18 protein-coding genes are annotated in these 22,979 nt (G+C 39.6%); 2 read left to right on the top strand and 16 right to left on the bottom strand.

The window, feature by feature from the left end:
- Positions 1-279: 279 nt before the first annotated feature.
- From HT722_RS07725 to HT722_RS07660, 14 genes are all read right to left on the bottom strand, one after another.
- Positions 280-1,545, bottom strand: coding sequence for a hypothetical protein (locus HT722_RS07725; RefSeq protein WP_173278467.1), 1,266 nt, complete (start codon positions 1,543-1,545; stop codon positions 280-282).
- Between the two features lie 457 nt (positions 1,546-2,002).
- Positions 2,003-5,095 carry a pneumococcal-type histidine triad protein gene (locus HT722_RS07720; protein WP_173278465.1) on the bottom strand — a complete coding sequence of 1,031 codons (3,093 nt, stop codon included), beginning with the start codon at positions 5,093-5,095 and terminating at the stop codon, positions 2,003-2,005.
- A 399-nt stretch (positions 5,096-5,494) separates the two neighbouring features.
- Complete coding sequence (locus tag HT722_RS07715; RefSeq protein WP_173278464.1) at positions 5,495-8,563, bottom strand: pneumococcal-type histidine triad protein; 3,069 nt, start codon at positions 8,561-8,563, stop codon at positions 5,495-5,497.
- Positions 8,564-8,570: 7 nt separating this feature from the next.
- Positions 8,571-9,488, bottom strand: coding sequence for a zinc-binding lipoprotein AdcAII (gene adcAII, locus HT722_RS07710; protein ID WP_173278463.1), 918 nt, complete (start codon positions 9,486-9,488; stop codon positions 8,571-8,573).
- Positions 9,489-9,784: 296 nt separating this feature from the next.
- Positions 9,785-11,176, bottom strand: a complete 1,392-nt coding sequence (locus tag HT722_RS07705; RefSeq protein ID WP_173278462.1) for an amino acid permease — start codon at positions 11,174-11,176, stop codon at positions 9,785-9,787.
- 215 nt (positions 11,177-11,391) lie between these two features.
- Positions 11,392-12,366, bottom strand: coding sequence for a DUF1002 domain-containing protein (locus HT722_RS07700; RefSeq protein ID WP_173278461.1), 975 nt, complete (start codon positions 12,364-12,366; stop codon positions 11,392-11,394).
- Positions 12,367-12,439: 73 nt separating this feature from the next.
- Positions 12,440-13,054, bottom strand: a complete 615-nt coding sequence (pmp23, locus tag HT722_RS07695) for a cell wall hydrolase Pmp23 (RefSeq protein WP_049539138.1) — start codon at positions 13,052-13,054, stop codon at positions 12,440-12,442.
- Positions 13,054-14,028, bottom strand: a complete 975-nt coding sequence (locus HT722_RS07690; protein WP_173278460.1) for a nucleoid-associated protein — start codon at positions 14,026-14,028, stop codon at positions 13,054-13,056. Before HT722_RS07690 ends, pmp23 begins: the two co-directional genes overlap by 1 nt.
- A 7-nt stretch (positions 14,029-14,035) precedes the next feature.
- The gene (gene glyA / locus HT722_RS07685; RefSeq protein WP_173278459.1) at positions 14,036-15,292 is read right to left on the bottom strand and encodes a serine hydroxymethyltransferase; all 1,257 of its coding nucleotides are present in this window, start codon (positions 15,290-15,292) and stop codon (positions 14,036-14,038) included.
- Between the two features lie 62 nt (positions 15,293-15,354).
- The gene (locus HT722_RS07680; protein WP_173278457.1) at positions 15,355-15,786 is read right to left on the bottom strand and encodes a GNAT family N-acetyltransferase; all 432 of its coding nucleotides are present in this window, start codon (positions 15,784-15,786) and stop codon (positions 15,355-15,357) included.
- 1 nt (position 15,787) lies between these two features.
- Positions 15,788-16,390, bottom strand: coding sequence for an L-threonylcarbamoyladenylate synthase (locus HT722_RS07675; protein ID WP_173278455.1), 603 nt, complete (start codon positions 16,388-16,390; stop codon positions 15,788-15,790).
- Positions 16,374-17,210 carry a peptide chain release factor N(5)-glutamine methyltransferase gene (prmC, locus tag HT722_RS07670; RefSeq protein ID WP_173278453.1) on the bottom strand — a complete coding sequence of 279 codons (837 nt, stop codon included), beginning with the start codon at positions 17,208-17,210 and terminating at the stop codon, positions 16,374-16,376. The genes HT722_RS07675 and prmC overlap by 17 nt, the downstream gene beginning before the upstream one ends.
- Entirely contained in the window at positions 17,210-18,289 is a 1,080-nt protein-coding gene (gene prfA, locus HT722_RS07665; protein ID WP_173278451.1) for a peptide chain release factor 1, read from the bottom strand. The genes prmC and prfA overlap by 1 nt, the downstream gene beginning before the upstream one ends.
- Positions 18,286-18,876 (bottom strand): thymidine kinase, encoded by a 591-nt coding sequence (locus HT722_RS07660; protein WP_025172296.1) that lies wholly within the window; start codon positions 18,874-18,876, stop codon positions 18,286-18,288. The genes prfA and HT722_RS07660 overlap by 4 nt, the downstream gene beginning before the upstream one ends.
- A gap of 123 nt (positions 18,877-18,999) precedes the next feature.
- Here HT722_RS07660 and HT722_RS07655 point away from each other — a divergent pair, with 123 nt between their 5' ends.
- Positions 19,000-19,182, top strand: a complete 183-nt coding sequence (locus tag HT722_RS07655; protein WP_049509325.1) for a 4-oxalocrotonate tautomerase — start codon at positions 19,000-19,002, stop codon at positions 19,180-19,182.
- Positions 19,183-19,319: 137 nt separating this feature from the next.
- Positions 19,320-20,693 (top strand): tRNA uridine-5-carboxymethylaminomethyl(34) synthesis GTPase MnmE, encoded by a 1,374-nt coding sequence (gene mnmE / locus HT722_RS07650; protein ID WP_173278449.1) that lies wholly within the window; start codon positions 19,320-19,322, stop codon positions 20,691-20,693.
- 44 nt (positions 20,694-20,737) lie between these two features.
- Here the strand turns inward: mnmE and dapA are convergent, their stop codons facing one another.
- Together dapA and HT722_RS07640 are read right to left on the bottom strand one after the other, a co-directional pair.
- Complete coding sequence (gene dapA, locus HT722_RS07645; RefSeq protein ID WP_033680349.1) at positions 20,738-21,673, bottom strand: 4-hydroxy-tetrahydrodipicolinate synthase; 936 nt, start codon at positions 21,671-21,673, stop codon at positions 20,738-20,740.
- Between the two features lie 55 nt (positions 21,674-21,728).
- On the bottom strand, positions 21,729-22,805 hold the full coding sequence (locus tag HT722_RS07640) for an aspartate-semialdehyde dehydrogenase (RefSeq protein ID WP_173278447.1): 1,077 nt from the start codon (positions 22,803-22,805) through the stop codon (positions 21,729-21,731).
- Positions 22,806-22,979 lie beyond the last annotated feature (174 nt).

Below are 22,979 nucleotides of genomic sequence, written 5' to 3'. Positions count from 1 at the left end.
GGATAAAGATAAAACTCACTTGAAAGAAGATTTTCCCCATATATAAGTCAGTCTTTGTCTGACTAGCTACTAGCAGATAGACGAGTTAATGTTTATTGTCTACTAATCTGAAAATGAAAATACTTCAGAGGCAGGCACAGCTAAGCATAGCAAAAACTTAATTTTAGGAGAATCTGAAGTATCTAGTATTACAATAAAAGGCATCTTATCAAGTGTTTGGAGCACTTGATAAGATGCGCTTTCCTGTTTGTTAAGATTTTTCTCCAACTTTATTATCATTTAAGATAAGACGCTTCCATCATGTTTTGCATCATCATCAACAAACTGTTCTTTCACCAAATCCTTGATATCACTTTTGATACTTTTAGTATCTATAATAGAATCTTCACCAAGTTGGTGAAATGTCGCCTTATCTCTAATAGTATATTCTTGTTCATCGTCATATTTTTTAGTTATCAATCGAATCATCTTTCGTCTTAAAGATTTTTCCCCTTTGATGTTTCCTCTTTCTTTTATCCATGCCACTGCTAAAATGACCAGCATTAGACAACCGACATAACCTAAAAGAGGATACATAATGGAGACTAATTCTTTAAATCCCATAAAAGATAAACCATATCCTATAGCGACCGTAGCAATTAGAATAGGGTAAAAGCGCTTAGGTTTGTTTGAAGAGAAACGTTTTGCCAAGGCATAAAATAAACTGAAAGCTGTATTAAAAATGAGTCCAAAAATAATTAGAGCATACAGTAAAGAAAATAGAGGATGAATTTGCTCCGCAATGGTTAACATAGGAATATCAACAGTTGAAACAAGTTTTATATTGGCGTATAAAATACCAGTTGCTACGGTAATAATCAAACTAACTACAAGTCCACCTAAGAGACCACTTTTTTCCGCAACACCAATTCTCATGACAGAACCTCCTAATACAAATGCCATGGATACACCAGTCATAACAGTTAGTGCGAAATAATTTAGTAAAGAAACCCATACATTGGGCATCGGAGAAGAAAGTGTAGCTGTGATTGCTTCTAATTCTTCAAAATCAAAACTTTTCCCTACGAACGTATGGACTGCCATAATGATAATCATGACAAAGACCAAAGGAGTAAATATCCCAAGAACGCTGGTAATCTTTTCAAAATTAAGAAAACTGACAATAATGACCAAGATAGCACAAATCAATCCTCCCAACCAAAATGGCAAACCAAATTGTTGGTTAAGGTTTGAACCAGCCCCAGCAATCATAACAAAACCAATTACAAAGCAGGAAACAATTAAAGCAAAATCAAGAATCTTATTAGTAATAGGCCCGGCAATTTGGGAAAGAACTTCAAAATGATCATTTGAACGGAAATAGCTTCCTAAGGTAATGATAATTTTACCAAAAATAATACTTATGATTCCAAGAACAATCGTTCCAACGATACCCCATTTACCAAAACTAACAAAGTATTGCATTAAATCTTGGCCCGAAGATAATCCAGCACCAATAACAACACCGACATAAGCTAATGCTATATTTAAAATACGTTTTAACACTATTTTCTCCTAACCGTTATCACTACAATCAATGACTGTCTATTTAGTATACTATTTTCTTATATTATTGTCAAAAATATAAGAATTAGAACCTCGTACATAGAAATATTTCTACACGATATAGCAAGATAACACAAGGACTAGTCAGCTACTAATTAAAATTCTATGGTAATCAGTTGTTGGCTGCTCTTACGCCAGACAAATATCACAAAATAGTAAACTTATAAAGGATAAAATTCTTGAGAAAAAGACCATCCTACTCTTCAAGGTAAAGAATAGAATGGTTTAATAAATATTTGTTTTGGAGCGATATCTAAAAATTGAAACCAGACAATCTATAATGAAATCAAGACCCCAAAAAATCGGGTGGTTTATTTGTCCTGCACCTTACGGAGCGAGACAAATAAAAGCCAGTATTACTACTGACTCTTACATCATTTTGATTTATAGTATAAACTTATGCTTCTGGTTTCGTCGTAACTGACTCACTACCTTTTAACAAAGCAAGTAATTTTTCTGCCTCTGTCATGATGTCATTATTATCCATGGTTTGCAGGCTCAAGTTACCTCGTAAACTAGCCAGGGTTTCAGTCGCAGTAGCTTTCAGACTAGCATCCGTTACTTTATCAAGTAAAGCTTCTACTTCTTTGAGTTTAGCTTCTACTTTTGCAGTCTCTACTTGATGGACTTCTGGCTCTTCTGTAGTATCTTCAGCTTCTTCCTCTGTCTCGTCTTCATCAGTGCTCGGTTTATAAAGATTATCTGCTGAAGGATTTAAAGCTGCGTGATTCTCTTCTTCATCAGATTCAGGGCGAGTTGGCTCACTTACTTCATCATGTTCCTTATTTTCATCAGGTTTACCGTCTTGGTCTGCCTTATTTTTACGAACATGGTCGCTAGCATTCCCCCAACCATTATCTGAATGAGGACGTTGGTCCGGATGTTCAACGTAGTATTTTACAGTCGCAAATAAATCTTCTAAGGTATAACCCTCAGGTGCCTTATAGAGTCCTTCGTCAAACCATGCAAACTTAAGATTATGATAGTGATCAAAGTGAGGAATTATAAAGTAACCATTCTGTACAGCTACAGTATACTGTAAATGATTTGGTATTTTTTCTAATGGTACCTTGTTCTCAGCTGTTACGCGGTTATAGATAGCTTCTGTCCCTGTTGCCTCTGGTTTTGCTTCAGTAGAATTTGGAGCTTGTAAGCCTTTTTCTTTAGCATAAGCCTGAGCTGCTGCCCTTTCAGCTTCAGATAAGCTGTCTTTTTTAATCCAGTGGCTATGGTTCAAGTGTGGAGTGACGTAGGCATTTCCTGCATCACTTTCAATATCATGTTCGTCAAAAATGTAGCCATCTGAGGTTGTATATTTACCTGCTAATTTCGCTAATTTAATTTCATCGTTTGTATAGGCAATTTGAGCATTTGGTTTGCCAAGGCGTTCTGGGTGGGTAATCGGTGCTAGAAATGCCAATAAATCATCTACCAATTTTACTTTATTATTAGAAGATTCATTATTCAAGCGTTCTGCTAATTTGTCTAAGGCTTGGAAATCAACAGCACGCCCCTTATTTTCAGACAAGGCTTTATGAGCCTGGGTTAACAGATTATAAGCTTTATCATAAAATTCTTTGTCACGAGAAGAGACGTTTTCTTTCTTCGCAACTAGAGCATGTGTCTCTTGAGTTTTCTTAGACAAGAGATTTTCAATAGCATCAATCTTATCCTTAGCCAAGTCTTTAGCAAAAACATAGTGACTGACACCAGCAATTTCCACAACATATCCTTTTCCAACTTTTCTAACAACCTGTTCTACTGCAAAATTAGTTTGTTTTTTCTCAGTTGACGGTTGAGCTTGTGGTTTTGGTGCTGGTTTCAAATAATGCATTCCTGGCACGACTGCACCATTTTGCCCTTTTAACAGAATCATTCTTGCAATCTTCTGCTCTAAATCAGACATTTGTGAATAAGGGATAAAGTGATAATGATTTCCGTGAGGCACAGCAACACCATTTGCTGTACGATCTGTTATTTGTGCTGGGTCGAATACCAAGCCATCCGATTCCACATGTCGTTCTGACAAAGGTTTGGCATACAATTCACGTAAAAGGCTTGAAATATCTTCCCCTTGATTCTGATGATAAGTTGGAGTGACAGTTAGATTGTGGTTCTCTGACAAGCTTGGTTGAGCTGGATTTGCATTATGACTAAAACTTGAAGAAGGACGAGACCCCTGCTTCCCATTCCAATAGGCTTGGGCTGCAGCCAATTCCCCTGCAGACAAAGCGCCTTTTGGTATATAGTGGAAATGATTGCCATGCGGTACAATAAAAGCGTCTCCTGTATCTTCAATCACATCTGTCGGACTAAAGACATACCCATCATCCGTTGTATAGGCGCCTCCAGTTGCTCGATTCGGTGCTTGCGTATTGAGATTAAAGTTTGGTGTAATGGTTGAACTTGGTTTATCTGTACTGCTTGGTTTCGTATTATCAGAATGCTTTTGAACTGGCTGACCTCCAATTGGTAGATTTCGAGCCAATTTTTCTTCCAAAGCAGACATTTGCGAATAAGGAATGAAATGGAAATGATCCCCGTGAGGAACTGCCACACCATTGGCTGTACGTTTTATAATCTGTGCTGGGTCAAATACTAATCCATCAGACTCCACATGACGTTGGCTAAGTGGCAAAGCGTACAATTCTTGAAGGAGACTAGCTAAGTCCTCACTTTGACTTTCAGAATCTGTTGCAGGATTTTGAGGTGTCTCAGATTGACTCGTTCTCACACTAGATCTTGTTTCTCCCCTGCTAGAACGATATGCAACCGTACTTAATTGACCGCCTTTTCCAGATAAGAAGGCTTGGGCAGCAGCTAATTCACTAGCAGACAAATCACTCTTAGGAATATAGTGGAAGTGATTGCCATGAGGAACAATATAAGCATCACCCGTATCTTCTATAATATCAGAGGCATTAAAGATATAACCATCATCCGTTGTATAGCGTCCTTGGGCTCTGGCTGCAGCAACAGCATTATCTGTACTTGAATTATGATTATGACTGTGTTCCTGCTTCTGACGTTTAATCTCTTCTTTTGTCCGAATATTGTCCGCATGGGCCGCATCTTTAAGGTAAACATAGTATTTCCCGTCTACCTTAATGACATAGCCACCCTTGATTTCATTGACAATGTCTGCATCCTTCAACTGATAATTAGGATCTTTCATGAGAAGTTCTTCACTGATGATAGCATCATAAGGAACCTTACCATTATAGTAATGATAATGGTCTCCATGAGAGGTCACATAACCTTGATCCGTAATCTTGATAACAATTTGTTCGGCGTTGATTCCCTCTCTCTTACTGACTTCATCTGGTGTCAAATTTTCTGCCTTTTGACCAGCCTGATCACCATCTATATAAGCAACTCGATTAGACTCTTTCTTAGCCTGACCAGCCTGATACCGACCAAGTTCATAGGAACAAACACTTAGGGCAAGAACTGCCACTGAACCTGCGACATATTTTTTATTGATTTTCATTCTTTCCTCTTTTCTTAACTCTATTTGATTCACTATAAAATAATAAACCAGTTAATTAACTAGTTAATAGTTTACTCTTTTTAGTATTGCTTGTCAAGAATTTTTCGTATAAATAGTGAAATGAAATAAAAACCAAACAAATTGATTAGGGAATTATCATAGATTGAGATAAGATGTGACCAAATTTATTAGGAAACTCAAATTAATTTCTAGAAATGTTTTAGTAATTACTACGTACTTTTGTAGATTCAATCTATTATAAAACCAATTTCTAACAATGTTTTAGAAAACAAAATGTAGCATTCTAACTTCAATTCGATATACAGAATAAAAAGGACGTTATTCTATCCAAAAATAGAACAATGTCCTTTCAAGTAGATTATTATTAGTCAAAATATTCTAAGGTTTTATTTGCTTAAGAGTTTTAATATCATAGGTTACTAAATCCCCATTCTTATTATAAAACTGAACTCCTTCTGATGAAAAAATAAGGTATTTAGAATCAATTTGAGCAATTTGTGCTATTTGGTTTATATGATTTTTTAAAGTATCCTTATCTAATCCATAATCTGGTATATCATCATAATCATTTTCTTTATTTTCTGTATGTGATTTTTCTTCTTCACCAACTTTTTCGACTGAAGGATTGCTGCTAGTCGCATCTGCCTCATTTTGATATTTATTATCCTTTGGTTGTTCATCAACCTTATTTGAATCCGTTGCATCTTTCTTTGTTTCCGATTTCTTATCTGAAGAAACTAGATGTGAATCAGAAGAACCATTTGTTGTTTCTTTTCCTTCATTTCTTTTAGCTATCAACTCTTGAGCTTGTTTCCACTCTTTCTCTGATAAGTCAGACTGAGTGACACTTCTCAACGAGCCACCGCTAGCTTTTGGAATACTGAAAGATTTATCTGCCCAAATATAGGTTCCCTTTGCCAATACATCCTGAGGATCAAAAATATATCCATCAGGTGTTGCAAACTTGCCTTCTTTAAGTGCTTTCTGAACTTCTTCCGCAGAATGGATAATTTGCCAGTTCTGCATTCCAGGACGTTTTTCAAGAGGAGTTACATTAGCAATAACAGATCCAGCATCATCATGACCTGGTTTTGACCAAACTTCAGGACGCACATCAGGATGTTGCATTACATATTTTATAGTTGCTATTTGCTCACTATTTAACCAAGAATAAGGCACGACGTGAATGTGATCGATATGCGGAATAATGAAAGAAGTTCCAGTATCATACGTAGTATTAGCTGCATGCATAGGCAAGCTAGATACATCAACAGCTAATCTTGGTTTAATTTCTGTCTCTACAATATCATAACGATAATTATCTTTATCTTTAAGCATTAGTTCCTGCTCAGAAAAAGCTATTTGAGTAAGATCGAGCTCTTCACGTGAATAAAAATAATCTTTACCACCTTCATTAATTATATAACCAACTTTACTATTTCTAGAAATTTTATTAGTTACTTTTTTATAATCAAACTTTGGTCTTTCCTTCTCATCTGAGTGAACTAAAGAAACGATGTCATCTGGATTTTTACCAGTTTCTTGAATCCATTTAGCAACTTCATCCAATTCGAATTGTTCTAATTCACCATATCCCATATAATGGAAATGATCTCCGTGTTTGGCAATAACACCTGATTTATCAACAGAATCGATTGAATCTTTGGTAAATATATATCCATCGCTCGTATCATAAGGTTTACCATCTAAACCTTTTCCATAAGCTTTGATTGGTTGTCCTAAGAACTTATGAACTACTTCTTTTGATGCTAAAGGTTTAATATCTGTACCAATTTGATTTAATCCATTTTGTCCTTTTAACGGAATCATTCTTGCAATCTTCTGCTCTAAATCAGACATTTGTGAATAAGGGATAAAGTGATAATGGTCTCCATGCGGTACAGCAACACCATTGGCTGTACGATTTGTTATTTGTGCCGGATCAAATACTAGTCCATCCGATTCTACATGGCGTTCTGATAAGGGTTTGGCATACAATTCACGTAAAAGCCTTGAAATATCTTCCCCTTGATTTTGATGATAAGTTGGAGTGACAGTCAGATTGTGGTTCTCTGACAAGCTTGGTTGAGCTGGATTTGCATTATGACTAAAACTTGAAGAAGGACGAGAACCCTGCTTCCCATTCCAATAGGCTTGGGCTGCAGCTAATTCCCCTGCTGACAAATCACTCTTAGGTATATAGTGAAAATGATTGCCGTGCGGTACAACAAAAGCGTCACCTGTATCTTCAATCACATCTGTCGGACTAAAGACATACCCATCATCCGTTGTATAGGCACCTCCAGTTGCTCTATTCGGTGCCGGCTTATTGAGATTAAAGTTTGGTTTAATGGTTGAACTTGGTTTCTCAGAGCTGCTTGGTTTCGTATTGTCAGAATGACTTTGAACTGACTGATCTCCAATTGGTAGATTTCGAGCCAATTTTTCTTCCAAAGCAGACATTTGCGAATAAGGAATGAAATGGAAATGATCCCCGTGAGGCACTGCCACACCATTTGCAGTACGTTTTGTAATCTGTGCTGGGTCAAATACTAATCCATCAGACTCTACATGACGTTGGCTAAGTGGCAAAGCGTACAATTCTTGAAGGAGACTAGCTAAATCCTCACTTTGACTTTCAGAATCTGTTGCAGGATTTTGAAATGTCTCAGATTGACTCGTTCTCACACTAGATCTTGTTTCTCCCCTGCTAGAACGATATTCAACTGTACTTAATTGACCGCCTTTTCCAGATAAGAAGGCTTGGGCAGCAGCTAATTCACTAGCAGACAAATCACTCTTAGGAATATAGTGGAAGTGATTGCCATGAGGAACGATATAGGCATCACCCGTGTCCTCAATGATATCAGATGCATTGAAGATATAACCATCATCCGTTGTATAACGGCCCTGGGCTCTGGCAGCAACAACTGCCTGATCGTTAGAACTGCCCCCGTGATTACTACTGTGTTCCTGCTTCTGACGTTTAATCTCTTCTTTTGTCCGAATATTGTCCGCATGAGCCGCATCCTTGAGGTAAACATAGTATTTCCCGTCTACTTTAATGACATAGCCACCCTTGATTTCATTGACAATGTCTGAATCCTTCAACTGATAATTCGGATCTTTCATGAGGAGCTCTTCACTGATGATAGCGTCATAAGGAACCTTGCCATTATAGTAATGATAATGGTCTCCATGAGAGGTCACATAACCTTGATCCGTAATCTTGATAACAATTTGTTCTGCGTTGATTCCCTCTCTCTTACTAACTTCATCTGGTGTCAAGTTCTCTGCCTTTTGACCAGCCTGATCACCATCTATATAAGCTACTCGATTAGAATCTTTCTTAACTTGACCCGCCTGATACCGGCCAAGCTCATAGGAACAAACACTTAGAGCAAGGACTACCACTGAACCTGCTACATATTTTTTATTGATTTTCATTCTTTTCTCACTTTAATTCTTCAGATAATACACTCATATTTTCTTCAAGGTTTTCTAAATAAGTCTTGTCATTTTGTGGGTCTGCCTCTAAAGGATTTAGAGTTTTAAGACCCACACCTGTTGATTTGACAAGAGTTTCAGCTACTTTTGAAGAAGCATTACTTTCTGTAAAAATCGTTTTAACCTTATAGGTTTTAACAAATTCCTGAATTTCTGTTAGTTGTCTTGGACTTGGTTCTTGTTCTGGAGAGATACCTGCAATACCAAGTTGATTAAGTCCAAATCGCTTCGCTAGATAAGAAAAGGCTGTATGTTGTGTTACAAATGTTTTCTGAGTCGCTTTTTCAAATTTAGGCTGGAATTTCTTAGTCAATTCTTGAGCTTTTTTGATAAAGGCTTGCGCATTTTTTTGATAAGTTTCTTTATGCTCACTATCCACCTCTGAAAGTTTATCAGCGATAATCTGAGCTTCTTCGCCAGCTTTTTCAGGATCTAGCCAAGTGTGAGGGTCATAGAGCGTTTTTTCATCAATTCCATCCCCTGCTTCCACATCTTCTAGCCCTGGGACGCGGTCTAAGGTCATTCCTTCAGAAGCCTCTAAAACCTTCACTTTAGATTTTTTTAGATTGGGATCTAAACTTCCTGCCCAAGATTCGAGCGTATGCGAATGGTAAACAAAGACATCTGCATCATAGATAGCCGCGATGTCATTTGCCGAAGGTTCAAAGGAGTGAATTCCGCTACTTGACTGAATCATTCGAACATCATTCAAGTCACCAGATACTTCCTTTACCATAGCGTAGATAGGATAGAAACTGGTCACAATTTTCATCCCTTTCCCTGTCTGACTTTCCTTTTGACCACAAGCACCTAAACACAAAAGAAAGACACTTAACAATACTAAAAATAAACTTTGTTTCTTCATGGATAACCCCTTAACTATTTAATTAACTGGTAAACAGTCTACTCCTAAAAATTTAATCTGTCAAGCTATTTTAAGAAAAAAATTGAAATTTCTTTCACATATAAAAATCTGCTGAGTGTCAACAACTCAACAGATTCTCACTTTATATACTCAATGAAAATCAAAGAGCAAATTAGGAAGCTAGCCGTAGGTTGCTCAAAACACTGTTTTGAGGTTGTAGATGAAACTGACGAAGTCAGTAACCATACATACGGCAAGGCGAAGCTGACATGGTTTGAAGAGATTTTCGAAGAGTATTATTCTTCTATGGTAGAATGCTTATAGCCATAAGTAAAGTAAATAATACTTCCTATCAACAAGGCAATCAGGAAAGCAATCCAGGTTTCCATATTATACTGTAACATGAAGGATAAACAAATGATGATTGATAAAATTGGTAACAGAGGTACCAAGGGTGTTTTAAATTCTCCAGCTTTGGGCATCCCTTTTTCTTTCCGTAAGCGAATCAGACCATAAGCCAGCATAATCAAGTAGGCCAAGGTACAAATATTTAAGAAGGCTGCAATACTAGCTAATGGAAACATTCCTGCAGCTATTGCTGAAGCTAGACCTGTCAAGATAGTCGCATTTTTAGGTACCTTGCTAGTCTTCGTCAATTCCTTAAAGGCGGCAGGCATTAAGCCGTCACGTGCTAAACTGTAAATCATACGCGATAGGGCATAGGTCATCGAAATACAAACTGTAATCAAGGTTAAGATAGCCACTAATGACACATAGTTGGCTGCCCAACTAATCCCAACACTACGAAGGGCAAAGGCAACGGCATCATCAACATTTAGATGGCTATAGTGAACCACACCAGTCAAAACAAGGGTCACCAAGGCATAGAGAATGGTTACGATAGAAAGCGATAAGACAATCCCTCTAGGAATATTTTTTTGAGGAGTCTTGACCTCATCTACAGCCATAGAGATGGATTCGAAGCCCAAAAAACCGAAGAACATCAAGGACGCACCAGCCATAATACCAGTACTAGCACCATAGATTTGTCCAAAACCGTAAGGAGCAAAATTGCTCCAGTTGTCAAATTTAATATGCCAAATTCCCACTAAAACAAAGAGAGCTAAAGCCGAGAATTTCAAAATAACTAGAATCGAATTAAAACGTAAGGCTGCTTTAGCATTTAGTAAAACAAGCGAGGTCACCAGGACCAAGACAAGAATAGGCAATAAATCAACAAATGTCCCTGCTTGAGGATTAAAGGTGCCATTTAAAGCCTGAGGAAGGGCTATCCCATATTGAGAAAGCAAGCCTTTAAAATAAGCTGCCCAACCCGAAGCCACACCCGATATAGCTGTCATAAATTCCATCATGGTTAACCAGCCAGCCAACCAAGCTGGAAATTCTCCTAAAATAGCATAGAGATAACTATAAGCACCACCTGTAGCAGGTACTCGTGAAGCAAATTCTGCAAAAAAGAGGGCTGATAATCCCACACACAAGGCAGAAATGACGATTGAAATCACTAGGGCTGGACCAGCAAGCGTAGCTGCTGCAGTACCTGTAATTGTAAAGACACCTGTCCCTACCATGGCTCCGATACCCAGCAAAATCAGATCCCATAACTTCAAATGCCTGTGCATCTCCGTTTTATCCAAACTAACATTCTTTGTTCTAAATATATTCATCTTTGACTCCCAAATAAAATGATAATTCTATTTTACCATAAATATAGGAGATCTGTGAATATTTATAAAACATTTTTCTGAAAAAATCTGACTACCTTTTTGTAATAGCTTATACTCAATGAAAATCAAAGAGCAAACTAGGAAACTAGCCACAGGCTGTACTTGAGTACGGCAAGGCGACGTTGACGTGGTTTGAATTTGATTTTCGAAGAGTATTAAGAACCAAAACTCTTGAAGAAGTTGACAATGGCTTGCCAGAGGGAGCTTAAAAAGTTCCCGCCGTCCTCTAGCGCCTTATCAGCATCAAAGTTAAGGTTGATATTTTTAAAACTGTCGCCAGCTTGTGAAACAATACTTTGTTTCAGGTCATTTAGGGTTTTAGTGAAGTCGGCATTGCTGAGGATATCACTTTTTGAGAGATTCAAAGCAAAATTGATGATGATATTGATCTGGTTTCCTGTTATGACCTGATCAAGTTTGTAATTTTTCAAGGTATCTTCAACGATTTTGCGGACATCTTCCTCTGTCAGATTTCCCTTACTTTCTTTAGCTTTGGCGAGTGCTGACTTGATATCGGCTAGCGCAACGTTTAATTTATTAGCATCATAGCCTGACTTGTCCTTGTTTTCAGCATTGATATCTGACAAAGCCTTCAACTCTTCTTGAGCCAAATCTTTGTTGGCTTGCGGCACCTTGGCTCCATTAGCTTCTAGCGAATAATAAATCCCTGCTAAAGCACTCTCACCTGTAACTGGAATAGGGGCTGCTACAGTGATTTTAGCATGTTCCACACCCAAGGTTACTGCTGCATTTCGGTACATATCCTGAGTCACCTTAGTGATGTTTTCTGGTGTTTCAATCTTGACCTCAAGTGGCGACTTGTCACCTAGTTTTTGAATCTTGGCTGATGAATACAATTGTAAGCTAGAGTCATTGGCCACATTCATGATTTTAGAATAGATATCAGGTGTTATAGTCTTGAGTTCTTTGGTGTCTGATGAGACATTGTAGCCTAATTTCTTAAGAGTTTGATTTTTTTGGTCTTCAGATAATGAAGAACCTAGGACATATTCAGGTTGGACGTAGGTTTCATCGATAACTTTTTGAACATCTGTTGCTGCATGGACGCTATTCATAGCTGTTACTGCCCACAAGACCGCAGCACTAGTCAGAAAGAGTTTCTTTCTCATAGGGAATTTCCTCCTTTACCTTTCTAGAGTAATATATCTATCTTAAAGAAAACTTATAACAAAAACACCTGGACTAGCCAGATGTCGAAAAGAGAGTGAAACATTTGATAATGTAAAGGTTGAGTTGCACCTGTCTAGAATAATAATAGTTTCCTCCATTTACATAGAGTTCGGCTCCATGAAAAATGGAAATGGGGTGAATATAACTATAAGTCTTTCCAGTCGTATTACCCAGCAAGGGAGCAACAGTATCACGGGAGTACTGTTTGGCCAGTGCTAGGGTGTTTTCCTTACCATTTTGAGCGATATAATCAATATAGGCAGGGCCAAAATTATAGGCTTGCACAGCTGTCCAGACATCTACATCCTTCTTCTGGGCCAGATAGAGATTGTCTGTCAGAGTTTGCACACCTTGTCGAATGCTAGATGCATTATCATTGATGGTGTTAGTTGAACCACTTGCAGACTCACTAGACTGCATGACGTCGCCTTCTTTACCTTTTGTTTCGGTATAAATCATAGCGAGCACGAGCTCTTCGTTTGCTGGGGTGTCTTTTTCACTCAAGATTTCGCGCACCATGGGTTGATAAGTCATGACTTGCTTGACATCTTGGTGAACGCGGTAAGCTTTATAGCCAGCAAAAAGGAAGACTGCTAGTACAAGCACTCTTCGAATTCGTTTAAACATTATTTACTTTGGATATCCTCGATATTTTTGATTAAGATAGAGTAGGTTCCATTGTCGTTTTGGATAAACTCAACAGACTCGGCGTCTTGATAGACGTTAATGGGAACGATGAGCTCAATTCCATTCGATAAGGAGAGTTTTTGGTTTTCAAATTTCTTTAATTGGCGACTGGCATCAATTTCATCAAATTGAACTGATTCTGGTACGGCTTCTTTGACTTGGTCAATAAAGCTCAAACGAGCCGTCAGATTATTGTCAAAAAGGTCGTTGGCCAATTTTTCTGGTGACAATTCATTGCTTTCTTCCAGGTTATTGAAAATCGCTGATTTTACCTTGGATTGAAATTGAAAATCATCTGTGTTAAAAGATTCAGCAATTCTCTGGGCCGTTTTTTCTAGTTCTTTGATAGATTTCTTGGGTGAAATCTTAGGGGCTACTGCAAGGAGATTTTCTGAAAAATAGTTCAAAAAAGTCCCGTTGTACTTGATTCGTTTTTCAATCAGATGGTACTTGCGGCTCTGAAGATTGACTACCAAGGCCTCATCAGCCCCTGTTCCAAATCCAGGCAGGTTATTCTGAGTCAGCTTGATTGGATTATCAACTTCTCCTCCGAGGTGAGTCAAGGTCTCACGCAGGGCAATTCGCAAGAAAGCGAAATGTTCCACGCCTTCTTTCGAAAATTGCACAAAAATCAAGTCATTGGTCTTGAGGTTTTCAGAAATACTGAACTCTTCTTTCCAGAGATTAGCCAGTGTTACTGATGTCTCCAACAAATCGTCTGTGATATGATTGAAGAAGGGATTTTCTTCCTCGAAAATCCCAGTCTTAGCTTCATCTGAATACACCCGTTCAATTTTTCTACGCAGGTATTCTTCGATTTTTGGAGTAATATTGAGAAGCTTATCCGCTAGGAACAGCTCGGTGTCATCCGGACTGAACTGGTGAATAATGGCTTTCTTAATATAAATGTCCATAAAAGTTTTAGTCCTCGTATAATGGGAAGGCATCTGTCAATTCTTTGACTGAACTTCTCACTTCTTCTAAGACAGCTTTATTTTCTGCATTTTTAAGGGTTTTAATGATGAGTTCAGCCACTTTGCGACTTTCTTCTTCACCGAATCCACGTGCAGTAATAGCTGCTGCTCCAATACGAATACCACTTGTTTTGAATGGTGACAAGGTTTCGTAAGGGATTGAGTTTTTATTTAGGGTAATATTGACTTCATCCAGCAAGTTTTGAGCAACTTTTCCGTTTTCTACAACCTTAGTAACATCCACTAGGAAGAGGTGGTTTTCAGTTCCTCCAGAAATGATACGGAAATCAGAATCTTGCAAGAAGACATCTGCCATGGCCTTGCTGTTTTTGATAACATTGGCAGCATATTCCTTGAAAGCTGGATCTAAGACTTCTTTAAAAGAAACAGCTTTAGCTGCCACAACATGCTCCAAAGGACCGCCCTGAATACCTGGGAAAATAGCTGAATTGATTTTCTTGGCAAGTTCTTCATCATTAGTCAAAATCAAACCACCACGTGGCCCACGAAGGGTTTTGTGGGTCGTTGTTGTCGTGATGTGAGCGTATGGTACTGGGCTTGGATGTAGACCAGCAGCAACCAAACCAGCGATATGAGCCATATCTACCATGAGCTTAGCCCCAACAGCATCCGCAATTTCACGGAATTTTGAAAAGTCGATAATTTGAGAATAGGCTGAAGCACCTGCTACGATCAATTTTGGTTTTACTTCTTGGGCTTGTTTCAAGATAGCATCAAAATCCAAGAGTTCCGTTTCAGGGTCAACACTGTAAGAAACAAAGTTGTAGGTTTGACCTGAGAAGCTGACAGGAGCTCCGTGGGTCAAGTGTCCACCTGCTGCCAAATCCATCCCCATAACCGTATCACCTGGCTCAATCAAGGCCATGTAAGCCGCACAGTTTGCTTGGCTTCCTGAGTGAGGTTGGACATTAGCAAATTTAGCACCAAAAATTTCTTTTGCGCGTTCAATGGCTAGAGATTCTACCACGTCTACCACATCCGTTCCACCATAATAACGGTGTCCTGGGTAACCCTCGGCATATTTGTTTGTCAAGATAGACCCTTGAGCTGCCATAACAGCCTTGGAAACTACATTTTCCGAAGCAATCAACTCGATATTATTCTGTTGGCGTTCTTCTTCTTTGGCAATAGCATTCCAGAGATCAGCATCGTATGTTTTAAAATCATCTTTGTCAAAAATCATAGGTCTTCTCCTTTTATTGTGTGACTAGTCCATTAGTTTAATTTTCTTATTAGAAAATCAAACTAAAAGATGCGAATAAACCGTTTCTGCATTTTATCACAAGTATAACCAACTTTTTCATAAAATGCATGAGCACCCAGACGATGATCGGCAGAGTTTAAGCGGATAAATCCATAGCCGCGTCTTTTTGCTTCTTGCTCCAACCCTTGCAATAAGCTTTTGCCAATACCTTGACCTTGCGCTTGAGGTGAAACTGCTAAGGCTAAAATATTAAATCCTGCTTTGGAATAAAGGGATTCGTAAACCTCAGCGTGGACATATCCAAGCAAGGCATGACTAGCTTCATCCTCATAAGCAAGTAAAAAATGATGTAAATTCTGAGACAGTCTAGCTAGTTGACTAGCCGTGTCCTCTAGACTAAAAGAATAGCCCAAAGCCTCTTGGTTGATTTCACAAATGGCTTTCACATCAGTTTCTCTTAAATCTCTTAGCATCTCATTCCTCCTCAAAAGAAATCTCTGGCAACCGAGCAAGAATATCTTCTCGCTTAATGGCCCCTTGGCGTAAGATTTTCACCTTGTCTCCCGACAAATCCAAAATAGTTGAATCCTGTCCAGTTAGAAAAGCATCGTCTTCCAGACCCAGAACCTCTTGGTCAAAATCCTTCAGAATTTGTTCAAAGGTTACTCCACTTGCCTGACCTGAAATATTGGCAGACGGTCCAATCAAGGGCCCCGTCTCTCGAATCAAATCAAGGGTAATGGGATGACTAGGCATCCGAAATCCAACAGTCGCAAGGCCAGAGTTAACCCAATAGGGAACTTTGTCATTGGCTTCGAGAATAATGGTCAAGGGACCTGGTAAAAAGGTCTCTACAAGTTTTTGTAGATAAGTTGGTTGATTCTTTGAAAAGTGCAAGATATCCTCTAGAGAGGCAACATTGAGGTTAAGAGCCTTGTCTCTAGGACGACGTTTGAGTCGGTATACATGGTCCACTGCTTTTTCGTCTAGAGCCTTGGCAAAAAGACCGTAAACAGTCTCTGTAGGCAGAACGACAGCTCCACCATTTTCCAACTCTTGTCTAATCTTGTTTATCATCAACGACAACCATCCTATCTTGACCAAACTGGTCCTTGAGTGTTCGAACTCGCTTTTCAGGAAGTTGTTTCCTAAAAAGTTCAGGAACACTTTGACCTTGCTTGTATCCAATTTCAAGGTAAATCCTACCACCATCTTTGAGATAGTCTTTTGCATCTTCTGCAATTCTACGGTAAATAGCTAGGCCATCCTCGTCTGCAAAGAGAGCTAGATGAGGCTCCGAATGCAAAACATTCAAACCGACTTCTGACTCATCTTCACGAGAGATATAGGGTGGATTGGAAACAATTATATCATATTTTTCAGAAATTTCTGTAAAACAGTCAGATTTTTTTAAAAATATTTGAAGATTTTGATTTTTAGCATTTTCGCTAGCTAAATCTAAAGCATCTTGGGAAATGTCTGCTGCTGTCACTGACCAGTCTGGTCTGTTTTTTGCTAAGGCGAGAGCAATAGCTCCACTACCTGTTCCAATATCCAGAACTGAAAGATTCGTCTCAGGATTTTCAGCCAGGATAAGCTCCACCAACTCCTCTGTTTCTGGACGAGGAATCAAAACCCGCTCATCAACTTTTAACTGCATTCCATAAAAATCTGCCTGTCCAATGATGTACTGTGCCGGTTTATGAGCTACTAACTGTTGGAAAATTTCTTTTACAAATACTTCTTCCTCTTCCGTCACTTCCTGCTGAAGAGTAAAGACAAAGTCAGTAAAAGAGAGATTTTTCAGGCTACGATAGACAAAAGAGAGGCTTTCTGCTTCCTCTCCTTGTCTTATCAATTCTTCTTCAAAATCTGAAAATAATTGAGCTAATTTCATTATTTGTTTAATTCTTCTAATTTTTGTGTTTGGTCATAAAGAACCAAGGCATCCACAACTTCGTCCAATTTACCAGACAGAATGGTATCTAGTTTTTGGAGGGTCAAACCAATACGGTGGTCAGTCACACGGTTTTGTGGGAAGTTATAAGTACGAATCCGTTCTGAACGGTCCCCAGTACCGATTGTCGACTTACGCTCAGCGTCCTGTTCATCCTGAGCAATCTGAGCAAAGTGGTCAGCAACACGCGCACGGATGATTTTCATGGCCTTCTCACGATTTTTCTGCTGGGTACGTTCTTCCTGCATTTCGACCTTGATATTAGTTGGCAAGTGAACAATACGAACCGCAGTCGCAACCTTATTGACGTTCTGTCCACCAGCACCAGAGGCGTGATAGATGTCGACACGAAGGTCTTTTGGATCAATATCGTATTCAACCTCTTCAACTTCTGGCATAACAAGGACTGTCGCTGTCGAAGTATGAACACGGCCTTGGCTTTCTGTCACAGGAACACGTTGCACGCGGTGGGCACCAGACTCATACTTGAGTTTAGAGTATACAGATTGACCTGAAACCATGGCAACCACTTCTTTGAAACCACCGACACCATTCATAGAAGCCTCCATGACTTCAAAGCGCCAGCCTTGGGCTTCCGCATACTTTTGGTACATGGTTAGCAAATCTCCAGCGAAAAGTGCTGCTTCGTCTCCACCAGCAGCGCCACGGATTTCAAGGATGATATTCTTGTCATCGTTTGGATCTTTAGGAAGGAGCAAGATTTTCAGCTTTTCTTCGTATTCTTCTTTTTCAGTCTTGGCATCTTTGAGTTCTTGCTTGGCCATTTCTTCCAAGTCAGCATCTCCACCTGATTCCTTAATCATCTCTTCAGCGTCAACGATGTTTTGAAGGACTTGTTTGTATTCTCGATAAGCCGTCACTGTATCACGGCTTGAAGCCTCTTCTTTTGAGAGATCCATGAAACGCTTGGTGTCCGAAACCACATCTGGGTCACTGAGCAACTCTCCTAATTCTTCATAACGGTCTTCTACAGCTTGTAGTTGATCATAGATATTCATTTTTCTTCATTCTCCTTATTGATTTCAGGTGCAAAATAATGTTTACGACAAACTGAGATATAGGTTTCATTGCCACCAATCTGAATCTGCTCACCATCATAAACAGGCAGTCCATCCTGTGTACGCAACACCATGGTCGCCTTTTTTTTGCAATACTGACAGATGGTCTTGATTTCGTCAATCTTGTCTGCTAAGAGCAAGAGATACTTGGAACCTTCGAACAACTCATTTCGAAAATCATTTTTCAAACCAAAGGCCATGACGGGTATATCTAACTCGTCCACAACACGAGCTAGGTCGTAAACATGATGACGTTTGAGAAACTGGGCCTCATCGACCAACACACAGTAAGGTGTTTCTGGTAAATCACGGATAAATCCAAAAATATCAGTCGTTTCTTCAATCGCAAGGGCAGGACGTTTCATGCCAATACGACTCGACACATAGCCAACACCGTCACGCGTATCCAGAGCTGAAGTCATAATCACAACACCTTTTCCTTGCTCCTCATAGTTATAGGCCACCTTGAGAATCTCGATTGTCTTTCCAGAGTTCATGGTCCCATAACGATAATACAACTGTGCCATGTTTCTTGCTTCACGTCCATTTCTAAATTTTTGCTACATTCTAGTATATCATAATTTTCTTAAGCTTTAAACGGCAAAATGTGGTAAAATAGAAGAAATCAAAAACTAGTGGAGGAAGCCATTATGCCATTTGTACGCATCGATTTATTTGAAGGACGCACACTCGAGCAAAAGAAAGCTCTTGCTAAGGAAGTAACGGAAGCTGTTGTTCGCAACACTGGAGCCCCTCAATCTGCTGTCCATATCATCATCAACGACATGCCAGAAGGAACTTATTTCCCACAAGGGGAAATGCGCACCAAATAAGCTAGCTTAAGCAGAATTGCTTAGGCTTTTTCAATCTCCAAGTAGCATTCATTGAAGAAATAGTTTAAATTTGTTACAATTTGAAAAGAGACTTGGAAAAATTTCCAAGAAAAGAGCTATTTATTAAAGGAAACATTATGATTACACGTGAATTTGATACCATCGCTGCTATCTCCACTCCACTAGGCGAAGGAGCTATCGGTATTGTCCGCTTGAGCGGAACAGACAGTTTTGCTATTGCGCAAAAGATTTTTAAAGGGAAAGACTTAAGCAGGGTTGCCAGCCATACCCTTAACTACGGTCACATCGTTGATCCTCAGACAGGGAAGGTCATGGACGAGGTTATGGTTGGGGCTATGAAGTCTCCAAAGACCTTCACTCGTGAGGATATTATCGAGATTAACACCCACGGTGGGATTGCCGTGACCAATGAAATTCTCCAGCTGGCTATCCGTGAGGGAGCTCGGTTGGCAGAACCTGGTGAATTTACCAAACGTGCCTTTCTAAACGGTCGTGTGGATTTGACACAGGCTGAAGCTGTTATGGACATCATTCGTGCCAAGACTGACAAGGCTATGAACATTGCAGTTAAGCAATTAGACGGTTCCCTTTCTGACCTGATTAACAATACCCGTCAAGAAATCCTCAATACACTCGCCCAAGTTGAGGTTAATATCGACTATCCTGAGTATGACGATGTTGAGGAAGCCACTACTGCTGTTGTCCGAGAGAAGACTATGGAGTTTGAGCAATTGCTAACCAATCTCCTTAGGACAGCCCGTCGCGGTAAAATCCTTCGTGAAGGAATTTCCACAGCCATCATCGGACGCCCCAACGTTGGAAAATCTAGTCTTCTCAACAATCTCTTGCGTGAGGACAAGGCTATCGTTACAGATATCGCTGGTACTACACGTGATATCATCGAAGAGTACGTCAATATTAATGGAGTTCCACTAAAATTGATTGATACAGCTGGTATTCGAGAAACAGATGACATCGTGGAACAAATCGGTGTCGAGCGCTCGAAAAAAGCTCTCAAGGAAGCTGACTTAGTTCTTCTAGTGCTAAATGCTAGTGAACCGCTGACAGCCCAAGACAGACAACTGCTTGAAATTAGTCAAGAAACCAACCGTATTATTCTTCTTAACAAAACTGATCTTCCTGAAGCAATTGAAACTTCGGAACTACCTGAAGACCTTATTCGTATTTCAGTCCTTAAAAACCAAAACATTGATAAGATTGAAGAGAGAATCAACAACCTCTTCTTTGAAAATGCTGGTTTGGTTGAGCAAGATGCTACCTACTTGTCAAATGCCCGTCACATTTCCTTAATTGAAAAGGCCGTTGAAAGCCTACAAGCTGTTAACCAAGGTCTTGAACTGGGTATGCCAGTTGACTTGCTTCAAGTTGACTTGACCCGTACTTGGGAAATTCTCGGAGAAATCACTGGAGATGCGGCTCCTGATGAACTCATCACCCAACTCTTTAGCCAATTCTGTTTAGGAAAATAAGAAATCCATGATCGTTCATTCGGTCATGGATTTTATTGTCTTTATTAGTAATCTGGTCTTAAAACACCTGTTACAGTTGCCTTAGTTGCTTCGTAGTCGCCATCTACGACAACCTTGATAATGCGTTTGGCATCTTCTTCTGGTGCTGGAACTAGAGGTAATCGAGTTGGTCCAGCTTCAAATCCCATATAGTTCAGAACTGCCTTAACAGGAGCAGGACTTGGATATGAGAAGAGGGCATTGACTTTAGGGATGAATTTACGCTGAATAGCCGCTGCTTTTTTCATATCGCTTTCTGCAATGGCAGTAAACATCTCGTGCATTTCATCCCCATTTGTATGAGATGCAACAGAGATAACCCCATCCGCACCAAGGTTCATGGCATGGAAAGCATCTCCATCTTCACCTGTATAGACCAAGAACTCTTCTGGCTTATGCTCAATCAAGTAAGCCATATTGGCAAGACTGGTACATTCCTTAACACCAATGATATTTGGATGGTCAGCCAAGCGAAGCATGGTTTCTGGAGTCAATTCCACAACCACACGACCTGGAATATTATAAATGATAATAGGTAAGTCAGAAGCGTCTGCAATAGCTTTAAAGTGCTGGTACATTCCTTCTTGAGAAGGTTTATTGTAGTAAGGGACGATTGCAAGTCCAGCAGCAAAGCCACCAAATTCTGCTACTTCTTTGACAAACTCGATAGAGTCACGCGTATCATTGGTACCTACACCCGCAATCAAAGGAACTCGTCCATTGACAATCTTTTGTACAGCCGCAAACAGTTCCAACTCCTCATCGTGGGTCAAGGTTGGACTCTCAGCAGTGGTCCCTGCAAGAAGAATTCCGTCAGTATGATGCGTCAACAGATGCTCAATCAAGGCTGGAATAGCGTCAAAGTTGATGGAACCATCCTCGTGGAAGGGGGTAATGAAGGCAGTGATGATTTTACACTCTTTTAAATCTTGATAAGACATGAAAACACCTCTCTATTTCAAAGAAGGAGTTCATATGAACTCCTAAACGTTATGACTATTTTAATTCAAATTTCAATTCGGCAGTTGGACGAACCAATCCACGTTCATGAAGAGTTTCAGCAATCTGAACTGAGTTCCAAGCAGCACCTTTGAGAAGGTTATCTGAAACAACCCACATGTGAATTCCTTTTTCTGCATCCAAGTCTTTACGGATACGACCAACAAAGGTATCACGTGAACCAACTGCATTGATGGCTTGAGGATAGATTTGATGAGTTACATCATCTTCAAGGACAGCGCCTGGGAAGGCTGCGATAGCTGCTTTCACTTCTTCAATTGGAGCCACTTCTTTTGTTTCGATGTAAACAGACTCAGAGTGAGCTGACAAGACTGGAATGCGCACACATGTTGCAGACACCGCGATGCTATCATCTTCCATGATTTTCTTAGTTTCCTTAGTCATCTTCATCTCTTCGTAAGTGTAATCATTGTCAGTGAAGACATCGATTTGTGGAAGAGCGTTAAAGGCGATAGGATAATGTTTCTTGTCACCACCTGAAGGCAAAATTTCCGCATGCAAATCACGTGGGTTTACACCATCATTCAACACTTCACGAAGTTCACGTTGTGTCTCAAGAATTGCTCCCATACCAGCACCTGAAACGGCTTGGTAAGTTGAAACGATGATACGATCCAAGCCCCATTTTTGGCGAACTGGCTCAAGAGCCACCATCATTTGGATTGTTGAACAGTTAGGGCAAGCAATAATCCCGTTGTGGGCATCAAGTGCGTGAGCATTGACCTCTGGAACAACCAAAGGAACGTCTGGATTTTGACGGAAGTAAGATGTGTTATCTACTACCACCGCTCCAGCTTTCACTGCGTATGGTGCATACTTAGCTGATGTAGAACCACCTGCTGAAAAGAGAGCAATGTCAACTCCCTCAAAAGCTGTTTCAGTCGTTTCTTCAATCGTAATATCTTGGTCTTTAAATTTCAAAGTCTTGCCTGCTGAACGTGCAGAAGCAAGTAAACGAATTTTATCGATTGGAAGTGTTGATTCTTCCAACATTTTTATCATCTGAGCACCGACAGCACCTGTCGCGCCGACTACAGCAACTGTATATCCCATACATAACCTCTTTCGGAATTTTCTAAAAATTTCTATAATAGAAGTATTATACTACTTTTTCCATGAATTGCAAAGCTTTTTCATCATTTTTTGGAAAATAAAAATCCCCAGTCGCTAGACTAGGGACTAAGAGGCATCTTCATGTGATGAGCAGGTTCACACAACTCATCAAGG

The sequence above is a fragment of the Streptococcus sp. 53 genome (genome assembly GCF_013276565.1).
Lineage (GTDB): Bacteria > Bacillota > Bacilli > Lactobacillales > Streptococcaceae > Streptococcus.
This window is presented reverse-complemented; position numbering and strand designations above follow the sequence as displayed.